The organism is Pseudomonas allii (genome assembly GCF_055380095.1).
The window spans coordinates 4,220,213-4,242,031 of record NZ_AP039450.1 but is presented as its reverse complement, the minus strand read 5'-3'; the positions used below and the strand labels follow the sequence as shown (position 1 = coordinate 4,242,031).

The window sequence follows — 21,819 nt, the reverse complement described above, 5'->3', positions numbered from 1 at the left end:
GTAGGGTGACTTCTTGAGTTTGACCCACTAGAATGCATGCCCTTGATTGGGGTCGGAAATGGCCGGCTAACGTCTGTGCAACGAGGAATATCCATGCAAGTTTCTGTTGAAAATACTACTGCTATCGAGCGTCGCCTGAGCATCACCGTGCCGGCTGAGCGCATCGAGACTGCGGTCAACAAGCGTCTGCAGCAGACTGCCCAGAAGGCCAAGATCGCTGGTTTCCGTCCAGGCAAAGTGCCAATGAGCGAAATCAAGCGCCGTTTTGGTGCCGATGCGCGCCAGGAAGCTGTGGGCGACGTGATCCAGGCTTCTTTCTACGAAGCGGTCGTTGAACACAAGCTGAACCCAGCGGGTTCGCCGTCGATCGAGCCTAAGTCCCTGGAAGCAGGCAAGGACCTGGAATACGTTGCGGTATTCGAAGTGTTCCCTGAGTTTGAAGTGGCCGGTTTCGACGGTATCGCCATCGAGCGCCTGAGCGCCGAAGTGGCTGACTCGGACCTGGACAACATGCTGGAAATCCTGCGCAAGCAGAACACCCGTTTCGAAGTGGCCGACCGTGCTGCCCAGAACGAAGACCAGCTGAACATCGATTTCGTTGGCAAGGTTGACGGCGAAGTGTTCGCTGGCGGCTCCGCCAAGGGCACTCAGCTGGTGCTGGGTTCCAACCGCATGATCCCGGGTTTCGAAGACGGCCTGGTTGGCGCCAAAGCCGGCGAAGAACGCGTTCTGAACCTGACCTTCCCTGCTGACTACCAGAACCTGGACCTGGCTGGCAAAGCCGCCGAGTTCACCGTGACCGTCAACAGCGTTTCCGAGCCTAAGCTGCCAGAGCTGAACGAAGAGTTCTTCGCGCAATTCGGCATCAAGGAAACCGGTATCGAAGGCTTCCGTACCGAAGTTCGCAAGAACATGGAGCGCGAGCTGCGTCAGGCCATCAAGTCCAAGGTCAAGAACCAGGTCATGGACGGTCTGCTGGCCGCCAACCCGATCGAAGTGCCTAAGGCCCTGCTGTCCAACGAAGTGGATCGCCTGCGCGTACAAGCCGTTCAGCAGTTTGGTGGCAACATCAAGCCTGACCAACTGCCGGCCGAGCTGTTCGAAGAGCAAGCCAAGCGCCGCGTCGTGCTGGGTCTGATCGTGGCTGAAGTGGTCAAGCAGTTCGACCTCAAGCCAGACGAAGACCGCGTTCGCGAAATGATCCAGGAAATGGCTTCGGCCTATCAGGAGCCTGAGCAGGTCGTGGCTTGGTACTACAAGAACGATCAGCAACTGAACGAAGTGCGTTCGGTTGTGCTGGAAGAACAAGTTGTGGATACTGTTCTGCAGAAGGCTAAGGTGACCGATAAAGCGGTCTCTTACGAAGAAGCAGTCAAACCGGCGGAAGCAGCACAAGCCGACTGATTGTCCAACTCGTTGGAAATTCAACCATAAGCCAGCCTCGCGCTGGCTTATGCGTTTTCAAGACATGACTAATTGGGAGTAACTGCAGAGCATGTTCCGTAATTCCTATATTCAGCAGAACTCTGATATCCAGGCCGCTGGCGGCCTGGTCCCGATGGTTGTCGAGCAGTCCGCTCGTGGCGAACGCGCCTACGACATCTACTCGCGCCTGCTCAAGGAGCGAGTGATCTTTCTGGTGGGTCCCGTAGAGGACTACATGGCCAACCTGATCTGTGCGCAGCTGCTGTTCCTTGAAGCGGAAAACCCGGACAAGGACATCCATCTCTACATCAACTCCCCAGGCGGTTCGGTAACAGCAGGCATGTCGATCTACGACACCATGCAGTTCATCAAGCCGAACGTGTCGACCACCTGCATCGGCCAGGCCTGCAGCATGGGCGCCTTCCTGCTGACTGCCGGCGCCGAGGGCAAGCGTTTCTGCCTGCCTAACTCGCGTGTGATGATTCACCAGCCACTGGGCGGTTTCCAGGGCCAGGCGTCGGATATCGAGATTCACGCCAAGGAAATCCTGTTTATCCGCGAGCGTCTCAACACGCTGATGGCTAAGCACAGCGGGCACACGCTGGAAGAAATCGAGCGTGATACCAACCGCGACAACTTCATGAGTGCAGAGGCCGCACGTGCGTACGGGCTGATCGACGCAGTGATCGAAAAGCGCCCCGCTTAATATAAGCCGCTCAAAATAGGGCTGGTCGGCATGTCCGACCACTGGCGGGCTTGAAAAAGCCCGCATAAGCCTTCATCTTGTGTTGCAAGCCTATCGGATTTGGATCGAACGAATGACTGACACCCGCAACGGCGAGGACAACGGCAAGCTGCTCTATTGCTCCTTCTGTGGCAAAAGCCAGCATGAAGTACGCAAATTGATTGCCGGCCCCTCGGTGTTTATCTGCGACGAATGCGTCGACCTGTGCAATGACATCATCCGTGAGGAGGTGCAGGAAGCCCAGGCCGAGAGCAGCGCGCATAAATTGCCTTCGCCTAAAGAAATCAGCGGCATCCTTGACCAGTATGTGATTGGTCAGGAGCGTGCAAAGAAGGTTCTGGCCGTAGCGGTGTACAACCACTACAAGCGCTTGAACCAGCGTGACAAGAAAGGCGACGAAGTTGAACTCGGCAAGAGCAACATCTTGCTGATCGGCCCTACAGGCTCGGGTAAAACCCTGCTTGCAGAAACCCTCGCTCGTTTGCTGAACGTTCCTTTCACCATCGCCGACGCGACCACCCTCACCGAGGCTGGCTACGTGGGTGAAGATGTCGAGAACATCATTCAGAAACTGCTTCAGAAGTGCGACTACGACGTAGAGAAGGCCCAGATGGGTATCGTCTACATCGACGAAATCGACAAGATCTCGCGCAAGTCGGACAACCCGTCGATCACCCGGGACGTTTCCGGTGAAGGCGTGCAGCAGGCGCTGTTGAAACTGATCGAAGGCACGGTCGCTTCCGTACCGCCACAAGGCGGTCGCAAGCACCCGCAGCAGGAATTCCTTCAGGTTGATACACGCAACATCCTGTTCATCTGTGGCGGTGCGTTCTCCGGCTTGGAAAAAGTGATCCAGCAGCGTTCCACCCGTGGTGGCATTGGTTTCAGTGCAGAAGTGCGCAGCAAGGAAGAAGGCAAGAAGGTGGGCGAGTCCCTGCGTGAAGTCGAGCCTGACGATCTGGTCAAGTTCGGTCTGATCCCGGAATTCGTTGGCCGTCTGCCGGTCCTGGCCACGTTGGACGAGCTGGATGAGGCTGCTCTGATTCAGATCCTCACCGAGCCGAAGAACGCCCTGACCAAGCAATACGCCAAGTTGTTCGAGATGGAAGGTGTAGACCTCGAGTTCCGTACCGACGCACTCAAATCAGTGGCCAAGCGGGCACTGGAGCGCAAGACCGGTGCACGTGGCCTGCGTTCGATTCTTGAAGGCGTGTTGCTCGACACCATGTACGAAATCCCCTCGCAGTCCGAGGTGAGTAAAGTGGTGATCGACGAAAGCGTTATCGAAGGCAAGTCCAAGCCACTGTACATCTATGAAAACAGTGAGCCGGCTGGCAAGGCTGCCAAAGCTGCGCCCGACGCGTAAGCGTTCCGCAGTGTCGGTATAAACAAGGGGCCTCCAGGGGCCCCTTTGTTTTTACGGCGTTTTTTACGCCAGAGCGTTTACTGCGTTTAACTGCTGGCAATAAGCTTGTTTTTTTTGCATGCAGCCCCCATCTTGGTTTCAAGCTAATTTTTGAACTGTCATAGAGGCGAAATCATGAAGACAACCATCGAATTGCCTCTCCTGCCGTTGCGTGATGTCGTCGTCTATCCGCACATGGTTATCCCGCTGTTCGTGGGGCGCGAGAAGTCTATCGAAGCCCTCGAGGCCGCGATGACGGGCGACAAGCAGATCCTGCTGTTGGCCCAGAGAAATCCTGCCGATGATGATCCAGGCGAAGATGCTCTGTATCGCGTCGGTACCATTGCGACCGTGCTGCAACTGCTCAAACTGCCTGATGGCACCGTCAAGGTGCTGGTGGAAGGTGAGCAGCGCGGCGCGGTCGAGCGCTTCATGGAGGTGGATGGCCACCTGCGTGCCGAAGTGGCGCTGATCGACGAAGTCGAGGCCCCTGAGCGCGAGTCCGAAGTGTTTGTACGCAGCCTGCTCTCGCAGTTCGAGCAGTATGTGCAGTTGGGCAAGAAAGTCCCGGCTGAAGTCCTGTCCTCACTCAATAGCATCGATGAGCCAAGCCGCCTGGTGGACACCATGGCCGCGCACATGGCGCTGAAGATCGAGCAGAAGCAGGACATCCTCGAAATCATCGACCTGCCGGCACGTGTCGAGCATGTACTGGCACTGCTGGATGCCGAGATCGACCTGTTGCAGGTTGAGAAGCGCATACGTGGTCGCGTGAAGAAGCAAATGGAGCGCAGTCAGCGCGAGTACTACTTGAATGAGCAGATGAAGGCCATTCAGAAGGAGCTCGGCGACAGCGAAGAAGGCCACAACGAAATCGAAGAGCTGAAAAAGCGCATCGATGCCGCCGGCCTGCCGAAAGACGCCCTGATCAAGGCCACAGCGGAGCTGAACAAGCTCAAGCAGATGTCGCCGATGTCGGCCGAAGCCACCGTGGTGCGGTCCTACATCGACTGGCTGGTGCAGGTGCCGTGGAAGGCCCAGACCAAGGTCCGCCTGGACCTGGCTCGCGCCGAAGATATTCTTGACGCCGATCACTATGGCCTGGAAGAGGTCAAGGAGCGCATTCTCGAATACCTCGCCGTGCAAAAACGCGTGAAGAAGATTCGCGGCCCGGTGTTGTGCCTGGTCGGTCCCCCGGGTGTGGGTAAAACCTCCCTCGCCGAGTCGATTGCCAACGCTACCAACCGTAAATTCGTGCGCATGGCCCTCGGGGGTGTGCGGGATGAAGCGGAAATCCGTGGTCATCGCCGCACTTACATCGGTTCGATGCCCGGAAGATTGATTCAAAAGATGACAAAGGTGGGTGTGCGCAACCCGCTGTTCCTGCTCGATGAAATCGACAAAATGGGCAGCGACATGCGTGGCGATCCGGCATCCGCCTTGCTGGAAGTGCTCGACCCCGAGCAGAACCACAATTTCAACGACCATTACCTGGAAGTCGACTACGACCTGTCCGATGTGATGTTCCTGTGCACCTCCAACTCCATGAATATCCCGCCCGCGTTGCTGGACCGGATGGAGGTGATTCGTCTGCCGGGTTACACCGAAGACGAAAAGATCAACATTGCCGTCAAGTACCTCGCGCCCAAGCAGACGTCCGCCAATGGCCTGAAGAAAGGCGAGATCGAATTCGACGTCGAGGCGATCCGTGACATCGTACGCTACTACACCCGCGAGGCCGGTGTACGGGGCCTGGAGCGCCAGATTGCGAAGATCTGCCGCAAGGCGGTGAAGGAACATGCACTGGAAAAACGCTTCTCGGTGAAGGTCACGGCCGATTCACTGGAACACTTCCTGGGCGTGCGCAAATTCCGCTACGGTTTGGCCGAGCAGCAGGATCAGGTCGGCCAGGTGACTGGCCTGGCGTGGACGCAGGTGGGCGGCGAGTTGCTGACCATCGAAGCTGCCGTGATCCCAGGCAAAGGCCAACTGATCAAGACCGGTTCCCTCGGTGACGTGATGGTCGAGTCGATCACTGCCGCGCAGACCGTGGTGCGCAGCCGCGCCAGAAGCCTGGGGATCCCTCTGGACTTCCACGAGAAGCACGACACGCACATCCATATGCCGGAAGGGGCGACCCCCAAAGACGGCCCTAGCGCCGGCGTAGGCATGTGCACGGCCCTGGTCTCGGCACTGACCGGCATTCCGGTACGCGCCGATGTCGCCATGACCGGTGAAATCACCCTGCGTGGCCAGGTATTGGCTATCGGTGGTCTGAAAGAGAAATTGCTTGCTGCACACCGGGGTGGTATCAAGACCGTGATCATTCCTGAAGAGAATGTTCGCGACTTGAAGGAAATTCCGGACAATATCAAGCAGGATCTTCAGATTAAACCGGTTAAATGGATTGACGAGGTCCTGCAAATTGCGCTGCAATACGCGCCGGAGCCCTTGCCGGATGTGGCTCCGGAGATAGTTGCAAAGGACGAAAAACGCGAGTCTGATTCCAAGGAAAGAATTAGCACGCATTAATGTGTTAAAGCCTGGGGGCTTCCTTGACAGCTTTTTAGAGCCCTTGTTATAAAGCGGCTCTTAAGTGTCTGTAGGCCATTCAGCACTGGTTTTTGCTTTCACCAAAAAACTTAGAATCATACTCAACAGATATATAAGGGGACTTAGAGTGAACAAGTCGGAACTGATTGATGCTATCGCTGCATCCGCTGATATCCCGAAAGCTGCTGCTGGCCGTGCGCTGGATGCAGTAATCGAATCCGTCACTGGCGCTCTGAAGGCCGGCGACTCCGTGGTACTGGTAGGCTTCGGTACGTTCTCTGTGACTGACCGCCCAGCTCGCACTGGCCGTAACCCACAGACTGGCAAAGCACTGCAAATCGCTGCTGCCAAGAAACCAGGTTTCAAAGCCGGTAAAGCCCTGAAAGAAGCCGTTAACTAAGCTTCGATCAAGCCTTTACCTACCCGGGTCGGACGCAGGTTCGACCTGGCAGCGGAGCGGCCAGCAGACCCATGTATGCATCGGGTCGCCAAGCCGGGGGGAGAACGAAAACCCCCGTCCGCTCCGCCAGTTGCGAGAAGGCGCATCCTTGGATGCGCCTTTCTTATATCCGTACTCTACCCACGCTCCACGGTTGCCTATTCTTGAAGTTCAACCGTTTCTGGGGGACGCATGCTGCAAAATATCAGGGACAATTCACAAGGCTGGATTGCCAAGACCATTATCGGGATCATCGTCGCGTTGATGGCGTTCACCGGTATCGAGGCCATTTTCCAGGCTTCGGGTAACAACAAGCAGGACGTGGCCAAGGTCAACGGTGAAGAAATCACCCAGACCGAACTGAGCCAGGCCGTCGACATGCAGCGCCGCCAGCTGATGCAACAGCTGGGCAAGGATTTCGATGCTTCGCTGCTGGACGAAAAACTGCTGCGCGAAGCGGCCCTGAAGGGTCTGATCGATCGCAAACTGCTGCTGCAGGGCGCCGCCGATTCCAAGTTTGGCTTCTCTGAAGCTGCGCTGGACCAGGTGATCCTGCAGACGCCGGAATTCCAGGTCGATGGCAAGTTCAGCCCTGAACGCTTTGACCAGGTGATCCGTCAGCTGGGCTACACCCGTATGCAATTTCGTCAGATGCTGACCCAGGAAATGCTGATCGGTCAGGTTCGCGCAGGCATCGCTGGCAGCGGCTTCGTGACCGACGCCGAAGTCCTGGCATTCGCCCGCCTGGAAAAGCAGACCCGCGATTTCGCCACCGTCAACATCAAGGCCAACCCTGCGGCGGTGAAGCTCACCGACGACGAGGTCAAGGCTTACTACGACCAGCACGCCAAAGAGTTCATGACCCCTGATCAAGTGGTCATCGACTATCTGGAACTGAAGAAGTCTTCCTTCTTCGACCAGGTTACGGTGAAGGATGATGAGCTGCAGGCCGCCTATCAGAAAGAAATCGCCAACCTCGCTGAACAGCGTCGTGCCGCGCACATTCTGATTGAAGTCAACGACAAGACGACCGACGCGCAAGCCAAGGCCAAGATCGAAGAAATCCAGGCACGCCTGGCCAAGGGCGAGAAGTTCGAAGCCCTGGCCAAGGAGTTCTCCCAGGATCCAGGTTCGGCCAACAACGGCGGTGACCTGGGCTTTGCCGGCCCTGGCGTCTACGATCCGGACTTCGAAACCGCCTTGTACGCGTTGAACAAGGACCAGGTATCGGCACCGGTGCGCAGCAGCTTCGGTTGGCACCTGATCAAGCTGTTGGGCGTTGAAGCACCGCAAGTGCCAACCTTTGCCAGCCTGAAAGACAAGCTGACCAAAGAGCTCAAGACCCAGCAAGTCGAGCAGCGTTATGTCGAAGCGACCAAGCAATTGGAAGATGCGGCATTTGAAGCCTCCGACCTGGCCCAGCCGGCGTCCGACCTGAAGCTGACCGTACACACCTCCGCGCCGTTTGGCCGTGAAGGTGGCGAAGGTGTTGCGGCCAACCGTGCCGTGGTCACCGCTGCGTTCAGCCCGGAAGTGCTGGATGAGGGTGCCAACAGCAGCGCCATCGAGCTGGATCCGGAAACCATCATCGTGCTGCGTGCCAAAGAGCACCTGAAGCCTTCGCAACTGCCGCTGGAAAGCGTCGCAGCGGCGATTCGCACGCAGATGGCCAAGGAGCGCGCCAGCGCGGCTGCCAAGACTCACGCTGACGAGCTGATCGCCAGCTTGCGTGATGGCAAGACCCCGCTGAACCAGCCGGTCGACGGCCAGGCCTGGAAGGTCACTGAAGCGGCTACCCGTAGCCAGGAAGCGATCGACCCTGCCGTGCTGCAAGCCCTGTTCCGCATGCCCAAGCCTGCGGCCAAGGACAAACCGACCTTCACCACCGTGACCCTGGCGGATGGTAGCCTGGTGATCGTGCGCTTGAACGGCGTCAACGAAGCGGCTGCGCCAACGGACGAAGAAAAGGCGCAATACCGCCGCTTCCTCGCCTCCCGTGTCGGCCAGCAGGACTTCGCGGCTTACCGCAAGCAGTTGGAAACCAAGGCTGACATCAAGAAGTACTGATGTCGGTTGAATAAAAAGCCCCCGGCCTGAAAAGACCGGGGGCTTTTTCATGGGCGCTGGAGTGGGATGACCGGTGACGCACGTTTCGTCCTGCCCCTTTTCAGGGAGCCTGCCGCGACCTTGAGCAAGCGCTGGAAATTCGGACATTGCCCATGGTCAGGTGCGGGGCAGTCTGCGGCATGCCGCAAACCCTGGCTCATCGCTTTCAGGCGCTTGATGGTCGCGTCGATGCTGTCTGCCTTATCCAGCAACAACTGCCTGTCCACCTGCAACGCGCCCTCGAAGGGCAGCATGCTGCGGATTTCATCCAGGGACAGGCCGCCGGCCTGCCCGAGGGCGATCAGCGCCAACTGATCAAGCACGGCGGGCCTGAAGTGGCGCCGTTCCCCTGGGGCACTGGTCGCGGTGATCAACCCTACCTTCTCGTAAAACCGAACGGTAGAGGAGGGCAGTCCCGTACGCCGGGCCACTTCCGAGATATCCATGATGCCTCCCTTGACTTGAAGTTGACTTCAACTTCTATCCTGCCTGTGAACGAAGGTCTCATCAATCAGAGGGCAGGTCATGTTGTCGATGGAAGCAGGAGTAAGGCTGGTATTGATCGGGGTTGGGGCGACCGCCGTGATGGATGTGTGGTCAATGATCCTCAAAGGCTTGGGCATTACAACGCTCGATTACTCGATGGTGGGCCGCTGGGCCGGCCACCTGCGTCACGGCACGTTTGCCCATGCCAGTATCGGCAAGGCCTCGCCGGTACGCGGCGAATCGGCGCTGGGCTGGGCGATTCACTATGCCGTGGGTATCGCCTTTGCGGCGCTGTTGGTGAGTATCTACGGCGTGCAATGGGTGCATGATCCCCAATGGTTGCCTGCGTTGATGGTGGGCACGCTGACGGTGGTGATCCCTTACTTTGTGATGCAGCCCGCGATGGGCGCGGGGGGGGCGGCGTCTCGCACACCAACACCTTGGAGAAATCGCCTGCGCAGTGTGCTGTCCCATGGCGTGTTTGGTGCCGGTCTGTATCTTTCGGCCGTGGTGCTCAGCCAGGTACGGTCTTATTGATTCTTCAGCTGCGGGCGCCTCTCGACGCCCCGGCCAGTGCCCACAGCGTCAGCACCACAACCGCCCAGGGAAACGCCCCGACGCCCCAGCCTTGGAGCAATACGCCGCCTGCCAAACCGCCGCCAGCGATGCCCAGGTTCCACACGGTCACCAGCATCGATTGCGCGGCGTCCGCCGACTCACCTGCCGATTTGGCCAGTGCGGTTTGCAGCAACGCAGGCAACCCGCCGAACGCCAGGCCCCACAGCGCGACCGCGAGGTAGATAACCGTCGGCAGGTTCATCCAGAAGGCCAGCGCCAAGGCGATCAGGCCAAACAGTGCACAGCTGATCAGTAGGAGCGTGCGCAGCCACCGATCAATCAATACACCCGCCAGCCAGATGCTCAGCAACGCGGCAAGGCCGAACACCAGCAGGACCTGGTCAATATCGGCGGCAATCCCCGCCGGCACCAGCAGCGGGGCGATGTAGGTGTACAGAATGTTGTGGGCGAGCACGTAGGTAAAAGTCACCCACAGCACCGGACGAATACCCGGCAAGCTGAACACTTGAAGCAGCCCCAAGCGTTTCCCCGCCGGTTCGCCGGCGAAATCCGGCAGTTGCAGGCGTGCCCAGATCAGGAGCACCAGCGTCAGCCCGGTCATGATTGCAAAACTCAGGCGCCAGCCAACCGCAGCCCCCAGAAAGGTGCCGGCTGGCACACCCAGTGACAGGGCCAGCGGTGCGCCCAGCATCGCGACTGAGATGGCCCGGCCTTGCAGGTGGGGGGCGACCATTCGGCTGGCGTAGCCTGCCAACAGCGCCCACAGCAGTCCGGCGAATACACCGGCAAAGAAGCGCGCCACCAGGGTCAGCCCATAGTGGCTGGAGAGCGCGGTCACGCTGTTGACCAGGGCAAAGCCGCCAATTGCGACCAGCAGCAAGGGACGGCGCCGCCAGCCTCGGGTCAACAGGGTCAGCGGGATGGCCGACAGCAGTGATCCAAGGGCGTACAGCGTGACCAATTGGCCGACCAGCGCGGGCGACACGCCGAGGCCATCGCCCATCTGTGGCAGGAGCCCGGCGGGCATGGCTTCGGTCAGGATGGTGATGAAACCGGCGCTGGCCAGGGCCAGCAATCCCCCCAATGGCAGTGTTTCTTTTCGGGCGGTCACGGCGGAATCGGTGAGGGAGGTCATCGCGCTCTATCCATGCAAATGGGCAAGTCGACAGAGTAGGGGGCTGTGGTCTACGGAAAAACAGGCTAAGGTTCCGAACTTATCGGACGTAGGAGTCCGCAATTTCCAGGGACTCGCTCATGGACAGTCTGGGTAGCCTTTCTGTATTCGTACAGGTGGCAGAAACGCGTAGTTTCACCGTCGCCGGGCGCGTGCTGGGCGTTTCATCGTCGGCCGTTGGCAAAAGCATCGCACGGATGGAAGAGCGCCTCGGCGTGCGGCTGTTTCATCGCAGCACGCGCAGCATCACCTTGACCAGTGAAGGCGCGCTGTTCCTGGAACGTTCGCGGCGGATCCTGGCCGAGGTCGAGGCGGCCGAGCGGGAGCTGACGGACGCCAGCGCCATGCCCCGTGGCACGTTGCGCATCAGCGTGCCGCAGGTGCGCGGCTTGTTGATGCCGGTGCTCAGCGATTTCATGCGTGCCTACCCGGAGATCGCGCTGGATGTGGATTTTTCCGACCGCATGGTGGACGTGATCGAGGAAGGTTTCGATGCAGTGATTCGCACCGGCAAGCCTGAAGACTCGCGCTTGATGGCTCGCCACCTGGGGCATTACCAGTTGGTGCTGGTGGGCACGCCAGCCTATTTTCGCCAGAATGGCACCCCACGACAGCCGCAGGACTTGAACGGCCATGCTTGCCTGCGCCACAAGTTCTGCGCCACCGGTAAGCTCGAACCCTGGCCGCTACGCCTGGTGCCCGGCGCCTCGGAGCCGGTCCTGCGCACCCCGTTGGTCAGTACCACCATCGAGTCCCTCAAGCATGTGGTGCTCGAAGGGTTGGGGATTGCTTGTCTGCCGGACTATATGGTCAATCAGGCCGTGCAGGAGGGACGCCTGCAAAGGGTGCTGGATGACTGCCTGGAACACCGGGGCAGTTTCTGGATGTTATGGCCATCAAGTCGCCATGCCTCGGTCAAATTGCGCGTGTTTATTGATCATATGTGTGCAGGGCTTTTTCCTACGACCGGTACGCGGTAGGACTGTGACGTTTTACCGACAGGAATGCGCGCGCCAAGGCCTCGTTCTGTTGCACAATACCGCCCGCACCGTTTTCCTCAGGATTTTCAATGTCGACATCATTTCACTTGCGTAGCCTCGGGCTGGCGCTGGTGCTGGCGGGCGCCGCGGGCTGCTCGTCACCCAAGACCGCCATTTATGAACATGAGAATTTCGACGACTCCGGTACGTTTTCCCGCGATTACCCGGTCACCGATGTGGCGGCGTGCGAAGCGGCGCGTCGTGCCTTGCTGAGCCAGGGCTACATCATCACCAGCAGCGATCCGAAACTGGTGGTGGGCAACAAGAGCTTCCAGCAGACCGGTGAGACCCACCTGCAGATCAGCTTCAACGTGGTGTGCGCCGATGATGGTAAAGGCGCCAATCATTCGACCATGTTCGCCAACGCCTTGCAGGACCGTTATGCGCTGAAGAAGGTCAACAACTCCGCGAGCCTGGGCGTGGGCGTGCTGGGGTCGGTGTCGATGCCGATCGGCTCTACCGATGACTCGATGGTGAAGGTAGCGAGCGAGACCGTTTCGGCGCCGAAATTCTACGAGCGCTACTTTGCGCTGGTGGACGTGTTCCTGCCTCAGGAGGTGAAGAAGGCCGCGCATATCCCCGAGCAGCCGAAAGCCGAGCTGGGTGTGCCGGAACCTAAAACCGCACCGGCGGCCGAGAAAGTCGAGCCGCCGAAGGAAGAGCCAGCGGTGTCCCAGCCCGTCACGCCGCCTGCCGAGGCTGCGCCGATTGCGCCGCAAGCGGAACCTGCACCGGCCACCAGCAACCCGGACTTGCCGGCACCGACAGAAGCGATTCCGCCCCTGCCGACGCCTGCGCAGTAATTCAGACCGCTACGGGGTCGGCCTTGTCGACGTTGATCCCGTAGCGGCTGATGGCTTCGCTGACTTTTTCACGACCGATCACACCGTCATCCGCCAACGCCTTCAGGGCCGCCAGCGCGATGAAATACCGGTCCACTTCGAAGAACGTGCGCAGGGTTTCACGGGTATCCGATTGCCCGAAGCCGTCGGTGCCCAGGGCCACAAAGCGTCGGCCATGGACGAAGGGGCGGATCTGATCGACGAACAGCTTCATGTAGTCCGTCGCCACCACCACCGGCCCCGCCTGCCCGGCCAGGCAGCGCTCCACATAACTCACCCGAGGCTCGCTTTGCGGGTGCAGCAGGTTCCAGCGTTCGGCTGCATGCCCGTCACGGCGCAGTTCGGTGAGGCTGGTGGCGCTCCACACAGTGCTTTGCACGCCGAAGTCCTGCTCAAGCAGCTCGGCCGCCGCGATCACTTCGCGCAGGATTGAGCCACTGCCCATCAGTTGCACCTGGGCCTGCTCGCTGGTCTTGAGCGGGTACATGCCCTTCAGAATCCCGTCTTCCACCCCTGCGGGCATCGCCGGGTGCGGGTAATTTTCGTTGAGCAGGGTGATGTAGTAGTAGATGTCTTCCTGTTCCACGTACATCCGCCGCATGCCTTCGCGAATGATCACCGCCAGCTCGTAGGCAAAGGTCGGGTCGTAGGACATGCAGCACGGAATCACCGACGACAGGATATGGCTGTGCCCATCGTCATGTTGCAAACCTTCGCCCATCAGCGTGGTGCGGCCGGCGGTGGCCCCCAGCAGGAAGCCGCGTGCCCGTGCATCGCCGGCGGCCCAGGCCAGGTCGCCGACCCGCTGGAAGCCGAACATCGAATAGAAGATATAGAACGGCAACGTCATCAAGCCGTGGTTGCTGTAGGACGTACTGGCCGCGATCCACGAGGAAATGGCGCCGGATTCATTCAGGCCTTCCTGCAGGATCTGTCCGTCCTTGCTCTCCTTGTAGTAGCTCAGTTGCCCTGCGTCCTGCGGGGTGTAGAGCTGGCCTACGGCGGAGTGGATGCCAATCTGACGGAACAGGCTTTCCATGCCAAAGGTGCGCGACTCATCCGGCACGATAGGCACGATCAGTTTGCCCAGGTGCGGGTCCTTGAGCAGGGTGCCGAGGATGCGCACAAAGGCCATGGTGGTGGAGATCGCCCGTTCGCCGGTGTCCTTGAGCTGGGTAGCAAAGGCGGCGAGTTCGGGAATCTGCAAGGGGGCGACCGCACTGTGGCGTGCCGGCACATAGCCGCCCAGCGCCTGGCGGCACGCCGCGAAGTAACGGGCTTCTTCGCTGTCAACAGCGGGCTTGAGGTAGGGGATGTCAGCGAGTTGTTCGTCGGCGACTTCCAGGCCAAAGCGATCGCGGAAGGCCCTTACCGCGTCAGCGCCCATCTTCTTCAATTGATGGTTGATGTTCTGGCCTTCGCCGGCTTCACCCATGCCGAAGCCTTTGACGGTTTTCGCCAGGATCACCGTAGGCTGGCCGCTATGCCGCACAGCGGCGGCGTAGGCGTTGTAGACCTTGTCCGGGTCATGCCCGCCCCGTGAGAGTTTCCAGATATCGTCGTCGGACATGTCCGCAACCAATGCCAGCAACTCCGGGTATTTGCCGAAGAAATGTTCACGCACATAAGCGCCGTTCTGCGACTTGTAGTTCTGATAGTCGCCGTCCACGCATTCCATCATGCGTTGGCGCAGCAGGCCGCTGTGGTCTTTGTCCAGCAGGGCATCCCAACCGCCGCCCCAGATCACTTTGATCACGTTCCAGCCGGCGGCGCGGTACAGGCTTTCGAATTCCTGGATCACCTTGGCATTGCCGCGCACCGGGCCGTCCAGGCGTTGCAGGTTGCAGTTGACCACGAAGATCAGGTTGTCGAGTTTCTCGCGCCCGGCCAGGGAGATGGCGGCCAGGGATTCCGGCTGGTCCATTTCGCCATCACCGAGGAAAGCCCAGACCTTGCGCCCCTGGTGTTGCTTGAGGCCACGCAATTCCAGGTAACGCATGAAGCGCGCCTGGTAAGCGGCGGTGATCGGGCCGAGGCCCATGGACACGGTGGGGAATTGCCAGAAGTCCGGCATCAGCCGTGGATGCGGGTAGGACGAAATACCGTCGCCATTGGCCTCACGGCGGAAGTTGTCGAGTTGCGCTTCGCTGATGCGGCCTTCCAGGTAGGCGCGGCCATAAATGCCCGGGGAGGAGTGGCCCTGGATGTACACCAGGTCGCCATCAAAGCGCTCGGTACGGCCACGGAAGAAGTGGTCGAAGCCTACGTCGTACAGCACGGCGGCTGACGCATAGGTTGCGATATGCCCACCGACCCCTGAATGCTTGCCTGCACGCAACACCATTGCCATGGCATTCCAGCGGATAAATGCATTGGTACGGCGTTCGATGGCCAGGTTGCCGGGGTAGGGCAACTGACGGTCCACCGAAATTGTATTGACGTACGGCGTGGTCACCCGCCCGTAGAAGTCGCCATGCCGCGCCACGTCGAAATCCAGCAACTGATCGATCAGGTAGTGCGCGCGCGGGCGGCCTTCGGTGGACAACACCGACTCGATGGACTCCAGCCACTCGCGGGTTTCCTGTGGGTCGTCGTCGCGTCTGACTGCGTTGTTCGGGGTCATGTGAGGCTCCAGGGTAGGCAGGTTTGAAGTGGCAGGCTCCTTGTGGGAGTGCCGGCAAATATAATTGCAATTGCAACTACATGGCCGAATCTAGCGCGGGATGAGCTACTATTGCAACCTTCTTGAAATTCCCCGGATGGTGTTGCATGTCGTCGAAAGAGCCAGATGTATGGTTCCGTTTTGTCAGGGCCCACAGGACCGTCATCCGTGAAATCGAGCGTCGCCTGGCTGAGGCGGACCTGCCGCCGTACGCCTGGTACGACGCGCTATGGGGCCTGGAAAGCGGCCCCGACGGCACCCGCCGCATGCACGAATTGGCCGACGTACTGGCCATCGAGCGCTACAACCTCACGCGGCTGGTCGACCGTCTGGAAAAGGACGGTCTCGTCATACGTTCCCGCTCCGACGGCGACGGCCGCGCGGCGTTTGCCTCAATCACCGAGGCCGGTCGGGTGCTGCGTAAAAAGATGTGGAAGATCTACGAAAGCACGGTGGATGAGTTGTTTCTGTCGCAGATGGAGCCCGAGCAGCGCCAGGGCTTTGCCGACGCGTTGGAGCGCACCGCCGGGCTGGCGATGGACGCGGGCGTCCAAACCCGCAGCCGTCGTAAAATCTGAAGCGCCACGGCGCTGCCTTGCCGTCAATCACATTCCACTGCATAGCGCTTCATCGCGTCCTGCACTTGTCGTGTGCCGATCCGCCCTTCATCCGCCAAGGCCCCGAGCGCCGATACCACGATCCAATATCGACTCGGCGCCGCCGCCTGTACCGACCCCGCGCCCAGCGCCACAAAGCGTGCATCCACGTGCGCCCCTAATTGATCGACAATCGCCTGCGGATAGCCGGTCACCGCAATCACCGGCGCAGCACTCCCCGCCAGGCAATCACGCAAATGGCAACCGCGCTTGGGCAGCCTGGGGTGCAGGCGATTCCAGCGTTCAGCCGTGGCGGCCTCGCGGGCCAGTCGTGTGTAGCTGGGGCAGCTCCATAGCTGCGCGCTGATGTTCCAGTCCTGTTTGAGCAAGCGCCTGGCGTGCACCACCTCGTCAAGCGCGCGGCCTGCGCCGAGCAACCGCACGTCGAAGGGGCTGTTGCACTGGAGTGGGTACATGCCCTTGAGCGCGGCCTCTCGGTCCTGCTCGCTCAGGGGCGCTGCGCTGTCCTGATCATGCAGCGCGAGGTAATAGAAACCGGGCTTGCCATCGACATACAGGCTTTGCAACGCCGCCAGCACAATTGCGCGGGCTTCTTCCCCTGAGGCCGGGTCATACGGGGTACAGCGCGGATGAGTGGCGAGCCACAACGGCAAGGACGGCTGTGCACCTTTGGGCCAGCGGGAGGGTTGGTTTTCACTGTCGTTGCACAGGATGCCGCGCTGGCGGGTAACGTTCGATAGCGCGCTCAACTGTGCCGCCGAGTGCGCGCTGTGCAGGTACAGCAAGGGTTTTTCCACGGCGTTGCGGGCGAACCAGGCGGGCCAGTTACCCACGCGTCGGGAGTGCGACTGGCCGTGGATCACCCAGGCCTGGCGGCTGGATTCGAGGGTGCTGGCCATGCTGATCACGGTGTGCAACGGTGACCGGCTGGCGGGGGTGGCAGTGCTCAAGGCGTCGATACAGAGCTGCGCGGCGTGTGCGGTAGCGGCGGTCATGGAGAGGGTCACCTGGCGACGAATGCCCATACCCTAATGCAAATCTGTATTTGATTGCAATTGCAATGATTGCAATGGTTTCTCGGCCGTCAGGTGCTAAATCCCTGCAACGCTGCTACGTTTAATCCTTGAGTGCAGGAACGTCATGACGTCGACATTTTTTCGTCATCACGGCACTTTAGGCTGGTGATGCAGGTCATTTATCTGCAACCCCTGTTAACGCAAGAAGGAGTCCGCCATGGACGATTACCAGGAAGAACTGCTCGAGTACCATGCGATTGAGTTGGACCCGCTGGAACCGGCAGACGACGCTACAGAGCTGTAAGACCGACTTCAGGCGGAATGCCGCTGACTGCGGCGAAATTCCCCTGGGGTCTGGTTGTTCCACCGCCTGAAGGCCCGTTGAAATGCCTGGGCCGAGGCAAAACCGAGCAAGTAGGCGATCTCGCCGAACGCCAGTTCCGTGTCGCGGATGTAGGTCATGGCCAGGTCGCGACGGGTATCGTTGAGAATCGCGCGAAACTGAGTGCCTTCATCGGCCAGTTTGCGGCGCAGCGTCCAGGTCGGCAGCTTCAAGCGTGCCGCCACTTCTTCCAGGTCGGGTTCCCGGCCGCCATTGAGCATCGGCCCGAGCAAACGGGTAATGCGCTCGCGCAGGCTGCGGGTGCGGGTCAGTTGCTCCAACTCTCGTTCACACAGCTGCACCAACAGGTTCCAGGTACTCGGGCAGTGCTGCGGGTTGCGCAGGGCCAGGGTGTGCTGGTCGAGGCGCAGTTGATTGGCGTCGGCGCCGAAGTGAACGTCTCCCAGCGTGTCGTAGCGTTCGCTGTACTCCGGCGCCTCGAACTCAATGTCGATACGCTGCGCCTGCACCGGTTGCCGGGCCAGGCTCGACAACTGATGCAGCCAGCCGGCGATGATCGAGTCCACCACAAAGCGGTTGTAGGCGTTGTAGGGGCTGATGGAGTAGAACCGCAGCCAGGCGCCCTCGGCATCCTCGACGAAGCTCGACTGCCCGCGATAGTTGGAGCCATACAGCGCCTCGAAGCGTGTCAGCGCGCGCGCCGCCTCCCGCACAGTGGGCGCCTGGGCCGCGGTGACACCGGCCAGCCCCGCCTGGCTCAAGCGGCTGAGCTGGCCCATGCGCAGGCCCAGGCCTGGGTCGCCGGTGAGCTGGATGGCAGCGTGGCCCAGGCGCATGTAGCGCGGGATCGACAAGCGTGCACCGGCTTCGGCGAGGCGCGCCGGGTCGAGTCCGTATTGCAGCAGCAGCGGCTGCGGGTCCAGGCCGTGGCTGTGGATGGCATCGGCCAGGCTGTGCACGAAGCCCACCGACAGGTCCCCCAGCCGTACCGGTTTCACAACCAGATATTCAACAAGCGCGCGCCACGGGCCTCGCCATCGGCGCTGATTTGCCCGTTGCTGCTGAGAAAGCTGTGCCCGGCGGTGCCCAGGTCCCAGAACTGCCCGCGCAGGAACACGCTCATGCCGGCGCTGGCCTGGCTGATCGGCTGCTGGCTGATCAGCGTAAGACGGCGCCAGGCTTCGCCCTCACTGAGTTCTTCGGGCTTGAGGCTGATTTCGGTCGGGGTGGACACGCTTTTGAAGCCGCGCCAAGGGCGGTCCCAGGTGTCGCGCCCCAGCACAAAGGCCGGCACCGCGATCAATTGCGCGCCTTGTTCGTTGAGCTTGCGGTAGTTGTCCGGGTACCAGCTGTCGCTGCCGACCAGCACCCCCAGGCGCCCGGCCGGGGTGTCGACCACGCTGACGATGTTTTCATCGCCAGGCTTGATGAAGCCGCGCTCATCGTAGATCGGGTAGAGCTGGCGCTGCGGATCGCCGATCGGCAAGCCATTGGCGGCAAACACCACGCTGGCGTTATACAAGGCCCCATGGCCGACCTGCAGTTGCCCTTGGCTGACGCTGGGGTTGGGCAGGGTGATCGAGCCCGCCACCAGCGTGACACCGAATTCCTTGGCCAAACCGCCAAACAACAGCTGATAGTCCCGCGCCATGCCCGAGGCTTTCATGCGCAGGTAGGCGTCGTCGGTGCGGTTGTCGCCGGTGGCGCTGATCCAGGCGCGGGCGAACAGCAGCGGGTTGCTGACCGACAGCCAGTTCATCGCATCCTTTACATGGAGCGCCTGGTACACCTCGTTCTTTTCGCCGGTGAGCATCAGCCAGGTGCCGATATGTTCGGGCAGCACCACGATGGTCTTGTCGTTGATCAACCCCAGGTCCCGGGCCTTTTGCAGGTAGGCCGCGAGCTTCAGGTGCAGGCGTTCCAGGCTCTGGTAGTCGGCGGGGAACAGCTCCGGCTGGATGCCCACCAGGTTGCCACGGTCGGCAGGCAGGCCTTCGTTGACGGCCAGGGTGATCCGCAGGTCCGACAGGTAATGCGCCACGGGGCGCTCCTGGGTCCAGACCAGATAGGCGGCGATGGCGGCAACCAGCGCCAGGGAGACGGTAAAAGCAAGAAGTTTACGCATGGGGGAACAGACAACAGACCGTGTGCAGGGTTCGCCGATTAGGGTAGGGCCCATGGGCGGGCTTGCCAAGGGGCGCTGTGCATTTGGATCAATAACTTGTCAGTTTCAGTGATTGAGCCGTCATCCACCGCCTCTTAGTCTGTGGGACATAAACCGATGGCGGGCCGCACGAGCCCGTCACACCCCGTGATGATCCGTTGTGGAGCTTGACCATGACCGCTGCTGCCTACCCGCATCTGCTGGCCCCGTTGGACCTGGGTTTTACCACCTTGCGCAACCGTACCCTGATGGGTTCGATGCACACCGGCCTGGAAGAGAAACCCGGCGGTTTCGAACGCATGGCTGCCTATTTTGCCGAGCGCGCCCGAGGCGGTGTAGGCCTGATGGTCACCGGCGGCATCGGCCCGAATGACGAGGGCGGTGTGTATGCCGGCGCGGCCAAGCTGACCACCGACGCAGAAGCGCAAAAACACAAGATCGTGACCCAGGCGGTGCACGCGGCGGGTGGCAAGATCTGCATGCAGATTCTCCACGCCGGCCGATATGCCTACAGCCCCAAACAGGTCGCGCCGAGTGCGATCCAGGCGCCGATCAACCCGTTCAAGCCCAAGGAACTGGACGAAGAGGGCATCGAAAAGCAGATCCAGGATTTCGTCACCTGTTCGCTGCTGGCCCAGGTTGCCGAGTACGACGGCGTGGAAATCATGGGCTCCGAAGGTTACTTCATTAACCAGTTCCTCGCCGCCCACACCAACCACCGCACCGACCGCTGGGGTGGCAGCTACGAAAACCGCATGCGCCTGGCGGTGGAAATCGTACGCCGCGTGCGTGAAGCCGTCGGCCCGAATTTCATCATCATCTTCCGCTTGTCGATGCTCGACCTGGTGGAAGGCGGCAGCACCTGGGAAGAAATCGTGCAGTTGGCCAAGGCCATCGAAGGCGCCGGTGCAACCATTATTAACACCGGTATCGGCTGGCACGAAGCGCGTATCCCGACCATCGCTACCAAGGTGCCGCGTGGCGCGTTCAGCAAAGTCACCGCCAAGCTGCGCGGTGCGGTGCAGATTCCGCTGATCACCACCAACCGCATCAACACCCCGGAAATCGCCGAGCAGATTCTTGCCGAGGGCGATGCCGACATGGTGTCCATGGCGCGCCCGTTCCTGGCCGACCCGGAGTTCGTCAACAAGGCCGCCGCCGGCCGCGCCGATGAAATCAACACCTGCATCGGCTGCAACCAGGCCTGCCTGGACCACACCTTTGGCGGCAAGCTGACCACCTGCCTGGTCAACCCACGGGCGTGCTACGAAACCGAGCTCAACTACCTGCCGGTCAAGCAGATCAAGAAGATTGCCGTGGTCGGTGCCGGTCCTGCCGGCCTGGCCGCCGCAACGGTGGCCGCCGAGCGTGGCCACCAGGTGACGTTGTTCGACTCCGCCAGCGAGATCGGTGGCCAGTTCAACATCGCCAAACGGGTGCCGGGCAAAGAAGAGTTCTTCGAAACCCTGCGCTACTTCAAACGCAAATTGCAGACCACCCATGTGGAGCTGTGCCTCAACACCCGCGTGGACGTGGCGCAACTGGCGGCGGGCGGTTATGACGAGATCATCCTGGCCACCGGTATCGCGCCGCGTACCCCGGCGATCCCGGGCATCGACAACGCCAAGGTGCTGAACTACCTGGATGTGATCCTGGAGCGCAAACCGGTCGGCAAGCGCGTGGCGGTGATTGGCGCGGGCGGTATCGGTTTTGACGTGTCGGAGTTCCTTGTGCACCAGGGCGTATCCACCAGCCTGGACCGCGAAGCGTTCTGGAAGGAATGGGGCATCGACACCCAACTGCAAGCCCGTGGCGGCGTGGCCGGGATCAAGCCGCAACCCCATGCCCCGGCGCGTGAAGTGTTCCTGCTGCAACGCAAGACTTCCAAGGTCGGCGACGGCCTGGGCAAGACCACTGGCTGGATCCACCGTACCGGTTTGAAGAACAAGCAAGTGCAGATGCTCAACAGCGTCGAGTACCTGAAGATCGACGATGCGGGCCTGCACATCCGCATTGGCGCTGAAGGCGAACCCCAGGTGCTGGCGGTGGACAACATCGTCATTTGCGCCGGCCAGGACCCGTTGCGCGAATTGCAGGACGGCCTGGTCGCCGCCGGCCAGAACGTGCACCTGATCGGCGGCGCCGATGTGGCGGCCGAGCTGGACGCCAAGCGCGCCATCAACCAGGGCTCGCGCCTCGCGGCCGAGCTGTAAGACCCGGGGC

17 protein-coding genes are annotated in these 21,819 nt (G+C 60.7%); 11 read left to right on the top strand and 6 right to left on the bottom strand.

Annotated features, from left to right (window positions below):
* The first annotated feature begins 93 nt into the window (after positions 1-93).
* The 6 genes from tig (at position 94) to ACZ445_RS19215 (ending at position 8,634) form a co-directional block, all read left to right on the top strand.
* The gene (tig, locus tag ACZ445_RS19240; RefSeq protein WP_058423916.1) at positions 94-1,404 is read left to right on the top strand and encodes a trigger factor; all 1,311 of its coding nucleotides are present in this window, start codon (positions 94-96) and stop codon (positions 1,402-1,404) included.
* Between the two features lie 91 nt (positions 1,405-1,495).
* Entirely contained in the window at positions 1,496-2,131 is a 636-nt protein-coding gene (gene clpP / locus ACZ445_RS19235; RefSeq protein WP_003238276.1) for an ATP-dependent Clp endopeptidase proteolytic subunit ClpP, read from the top strand.
* Positions 2,132-2,243: 112 nt separating this feature from the next.
* On the top strand, positions 2,244-3,536 hold the full coding sequence (gene clpX / locus ACZ445_RS19230) for an ATP-dependent Clp protease ATP-binding subunit ClpX (protein WP_179029822.1): 1,293 nt from the start codon (positions 2,244-2,246) through the stop codon (positions 3,534-3,536).
* A 174-nt stretch (positions 3,537-3,710) separates the two neighbouring features.
* Entirely contained in the window at positions 3,711-6,107 is a 2,397-nt protein-coding gene (gene lon / locus ACZ445_RS19225) for an endopeptidase La (RefSeq protein WP_058423914.1), read from the top strand.
* Between the two features lie 133 nt (positions 6,108-6,240).
* Complete coding sequence (locus ACZ445_RS19220) at positions 6,241-6,528, top strand: HU family DNA-binding protein (RefSeq protein WP_221034285.1); 288 nt, start codon at positions 6,241-6,243, stop codon at positions 6,526-6,528.
* A 231-nt stretch (positions 6,529-6,759) separates the two neighbouring features.
* Positions 6,760-8,634: a SurA N-terminal domain-containing protein gene (locus tag ACZ445_RS19215; protein ID WP_058423913.1), complete on the top strand. Its 1,875-nt coding sequence runs from the start codon at positions 6,760-6,762 to the stop codon at positions 8,632-8,634.
* Between the two features lie 47 nt (positions 8,635-8,681).
* On the opposite strand, the gene ACZ445_RS19210 is transcribed toward ACZ445_RS19215, so the two are convergent.
* Positions 8,682-9,119: a helix-turn-helix domain-containing protein gene (locus ACZ445_RS19210; RefSeq protein WP_058423912.1), complete on the bottom strand. Its 438-nt coding sequence runs from the start codon at positions 9,117-9,119 to the stop codon at positions 8,682-8,684.
* Between the two features lie 88 nt (positions 9,120-9,207).
* Between ACZ445_RS19210 and ACZ445_RS19205 the strand changes: the two genes are divergently transcribed.
* Entirely contained in the window at positions 9,208-9,696 is a 489-nt protein-coding gene (locus ACZ445_RS19205) for a DUF2938 domain-containing protein (RefSeq protein ID WP_464707451.1), read from the top strand.
* A 4-nt stretch (positions 9,697-9,700) separates the two neighbouring features.
* Here ACZ445_RS19205 and ACZ445_RS19200 read toward each other — a convergent pair whose 3' ends face one another.
* Positions 9,701-10,873, bottom strand: coding sequence for an MFS transporter (locus ACZ445_RS19200; protein WP_179029825.1), 1,173 nt, complete (start codon positions 10,871-10,873; stop codon positions 9,701-9,703).
* Positions 10,874-10,992: 119 nt separating this feature from the next.
* Here ACZ445_RS19200 and ACZ445_RS19195 point away from each other — a divergent pair, with 119 nt between their 5' ends.
* On the top strand, positions 10,993-11,892 hold the full coding sequence (locus tag ACZ445_RS19195) for a LysR family transcriptional regulator (RefSeq protein WP_464707450.1): 900 nt from the start codon (positions 10,993-10,995) through the stop codon (positions 11,890-11,892).
* An 89-nt stretch (positions 11,893-11,981) separates the two neighbouring features.
* The gene (locus ACZ445_RS19190) at positions 11,982-12,755 is read left to right on the top strand and encodes a DUF2242 domain-containing protein (RefSeq protein WP_179029827.1); all 774 of its coding nucleotides are present in this window, start codon (positions 11,982-11,984) and stop codon (positions 12,753-12,755) included.
* 1 nt (position 12,756) lies between these two features.
* On the opposite strand, the gene aceE is transcribed toward ACZ445_RS19190, so the two are convergent.
* Positions 12,757-15,417 carry a pyruvate dehydrogenase (acetyl-transferring), homodimeric type gene (gene aceE, locus ACZ445_RS19185; RefSeq protein WP_179029828.1) on the bottom strand — a complete coding sequence of 887 codons (2,661 nt, stop codon included), beginning with the start codon at positions 15,415-15,417 and terminating at the stop codon, positions 12,757-12,759.
* Between the two features lie 146 nt (positions 15,418-15,563).
* Between aceE and ACZ445_RS19180 the strand changes: the two genes are divergently transcribed.
* Positions 15,564-16,034: a MarR family winged helix-turn-helix transcriptional regulator gene (locus ACZ445_RS19180; RefSeq protein ID WP_179029829.1), complete on the top strand. Its 471-nt coding sequence runs from the start codon at positions 15,564-15,566 to the stop codon at positions 16,032-16,034.
* A gap of 23 nt (positions 16,035-16,057) precedes the next feature.
* Here ACZ445_RS19180 and ACZ445_RS19175 read toward each other — a convergent pair whose 3' ends face one another.
* From ACZ445_RS19175 to ACZ445_RS19165, 3 genes are all read right to left on the bottom strand, one after another.
* On the bottom strand, positions 16,058-17,068 hold the full coding sequence (locus ACZ445_RS19175; RefSeq protein WP_081049236.1) for a transketolase-like TK C-terminal-containing protein: 1,011 nt from the start codon (positions 17,066-17,068) through the stop codon (positions 16,058-16,060).
* 333 nt (positions 17,069-17,401) lie between these two features.
* Positions 17,402-18,430, bottom strand: a complete 1,029-nt coding sequence (locus tag ACZ445_RS19170) for an AraC family transcriptional regulator (protein ID WP_310863692.1) — start codon at positions 18,428-18,430, stop codon at positions 17,402-17,404.
* Positions 18,427-19,557, bottom strand: a complete 1,131-nt coding sequence (locus ACZ445_RS19165; protein ID WP_464707449.1) for a carbon-nitrogen hydrolase family protein — start codon at positions 19,555-19,557, stop codon at positions 18,427-18,429. Before ACZ445_RS19165 ends, ACZ445_RS19170 begins: the two co-directional genes overlap by 4 nt.
* 212 nt (positions 19,558-19,769) lie before the next feature.
* Here ACZ445_RS19165 and ACZ445_RS19160 point away from each other — a divergent pair, with 212 nt between their 5' ends.
* Complete coding sequence (locus ACZ445_RS19160; RefSeq protein WP_464707448.1) at positions 19,770-21,809, top strand: oxidoreductase; 2,040 nt, start codon at positions 19,770-19,772, stop codon at positions 21,807-21,809.
* The last annotated feature ends 10 nt before the right edge of the window (positions 21,810-21,819 follow it).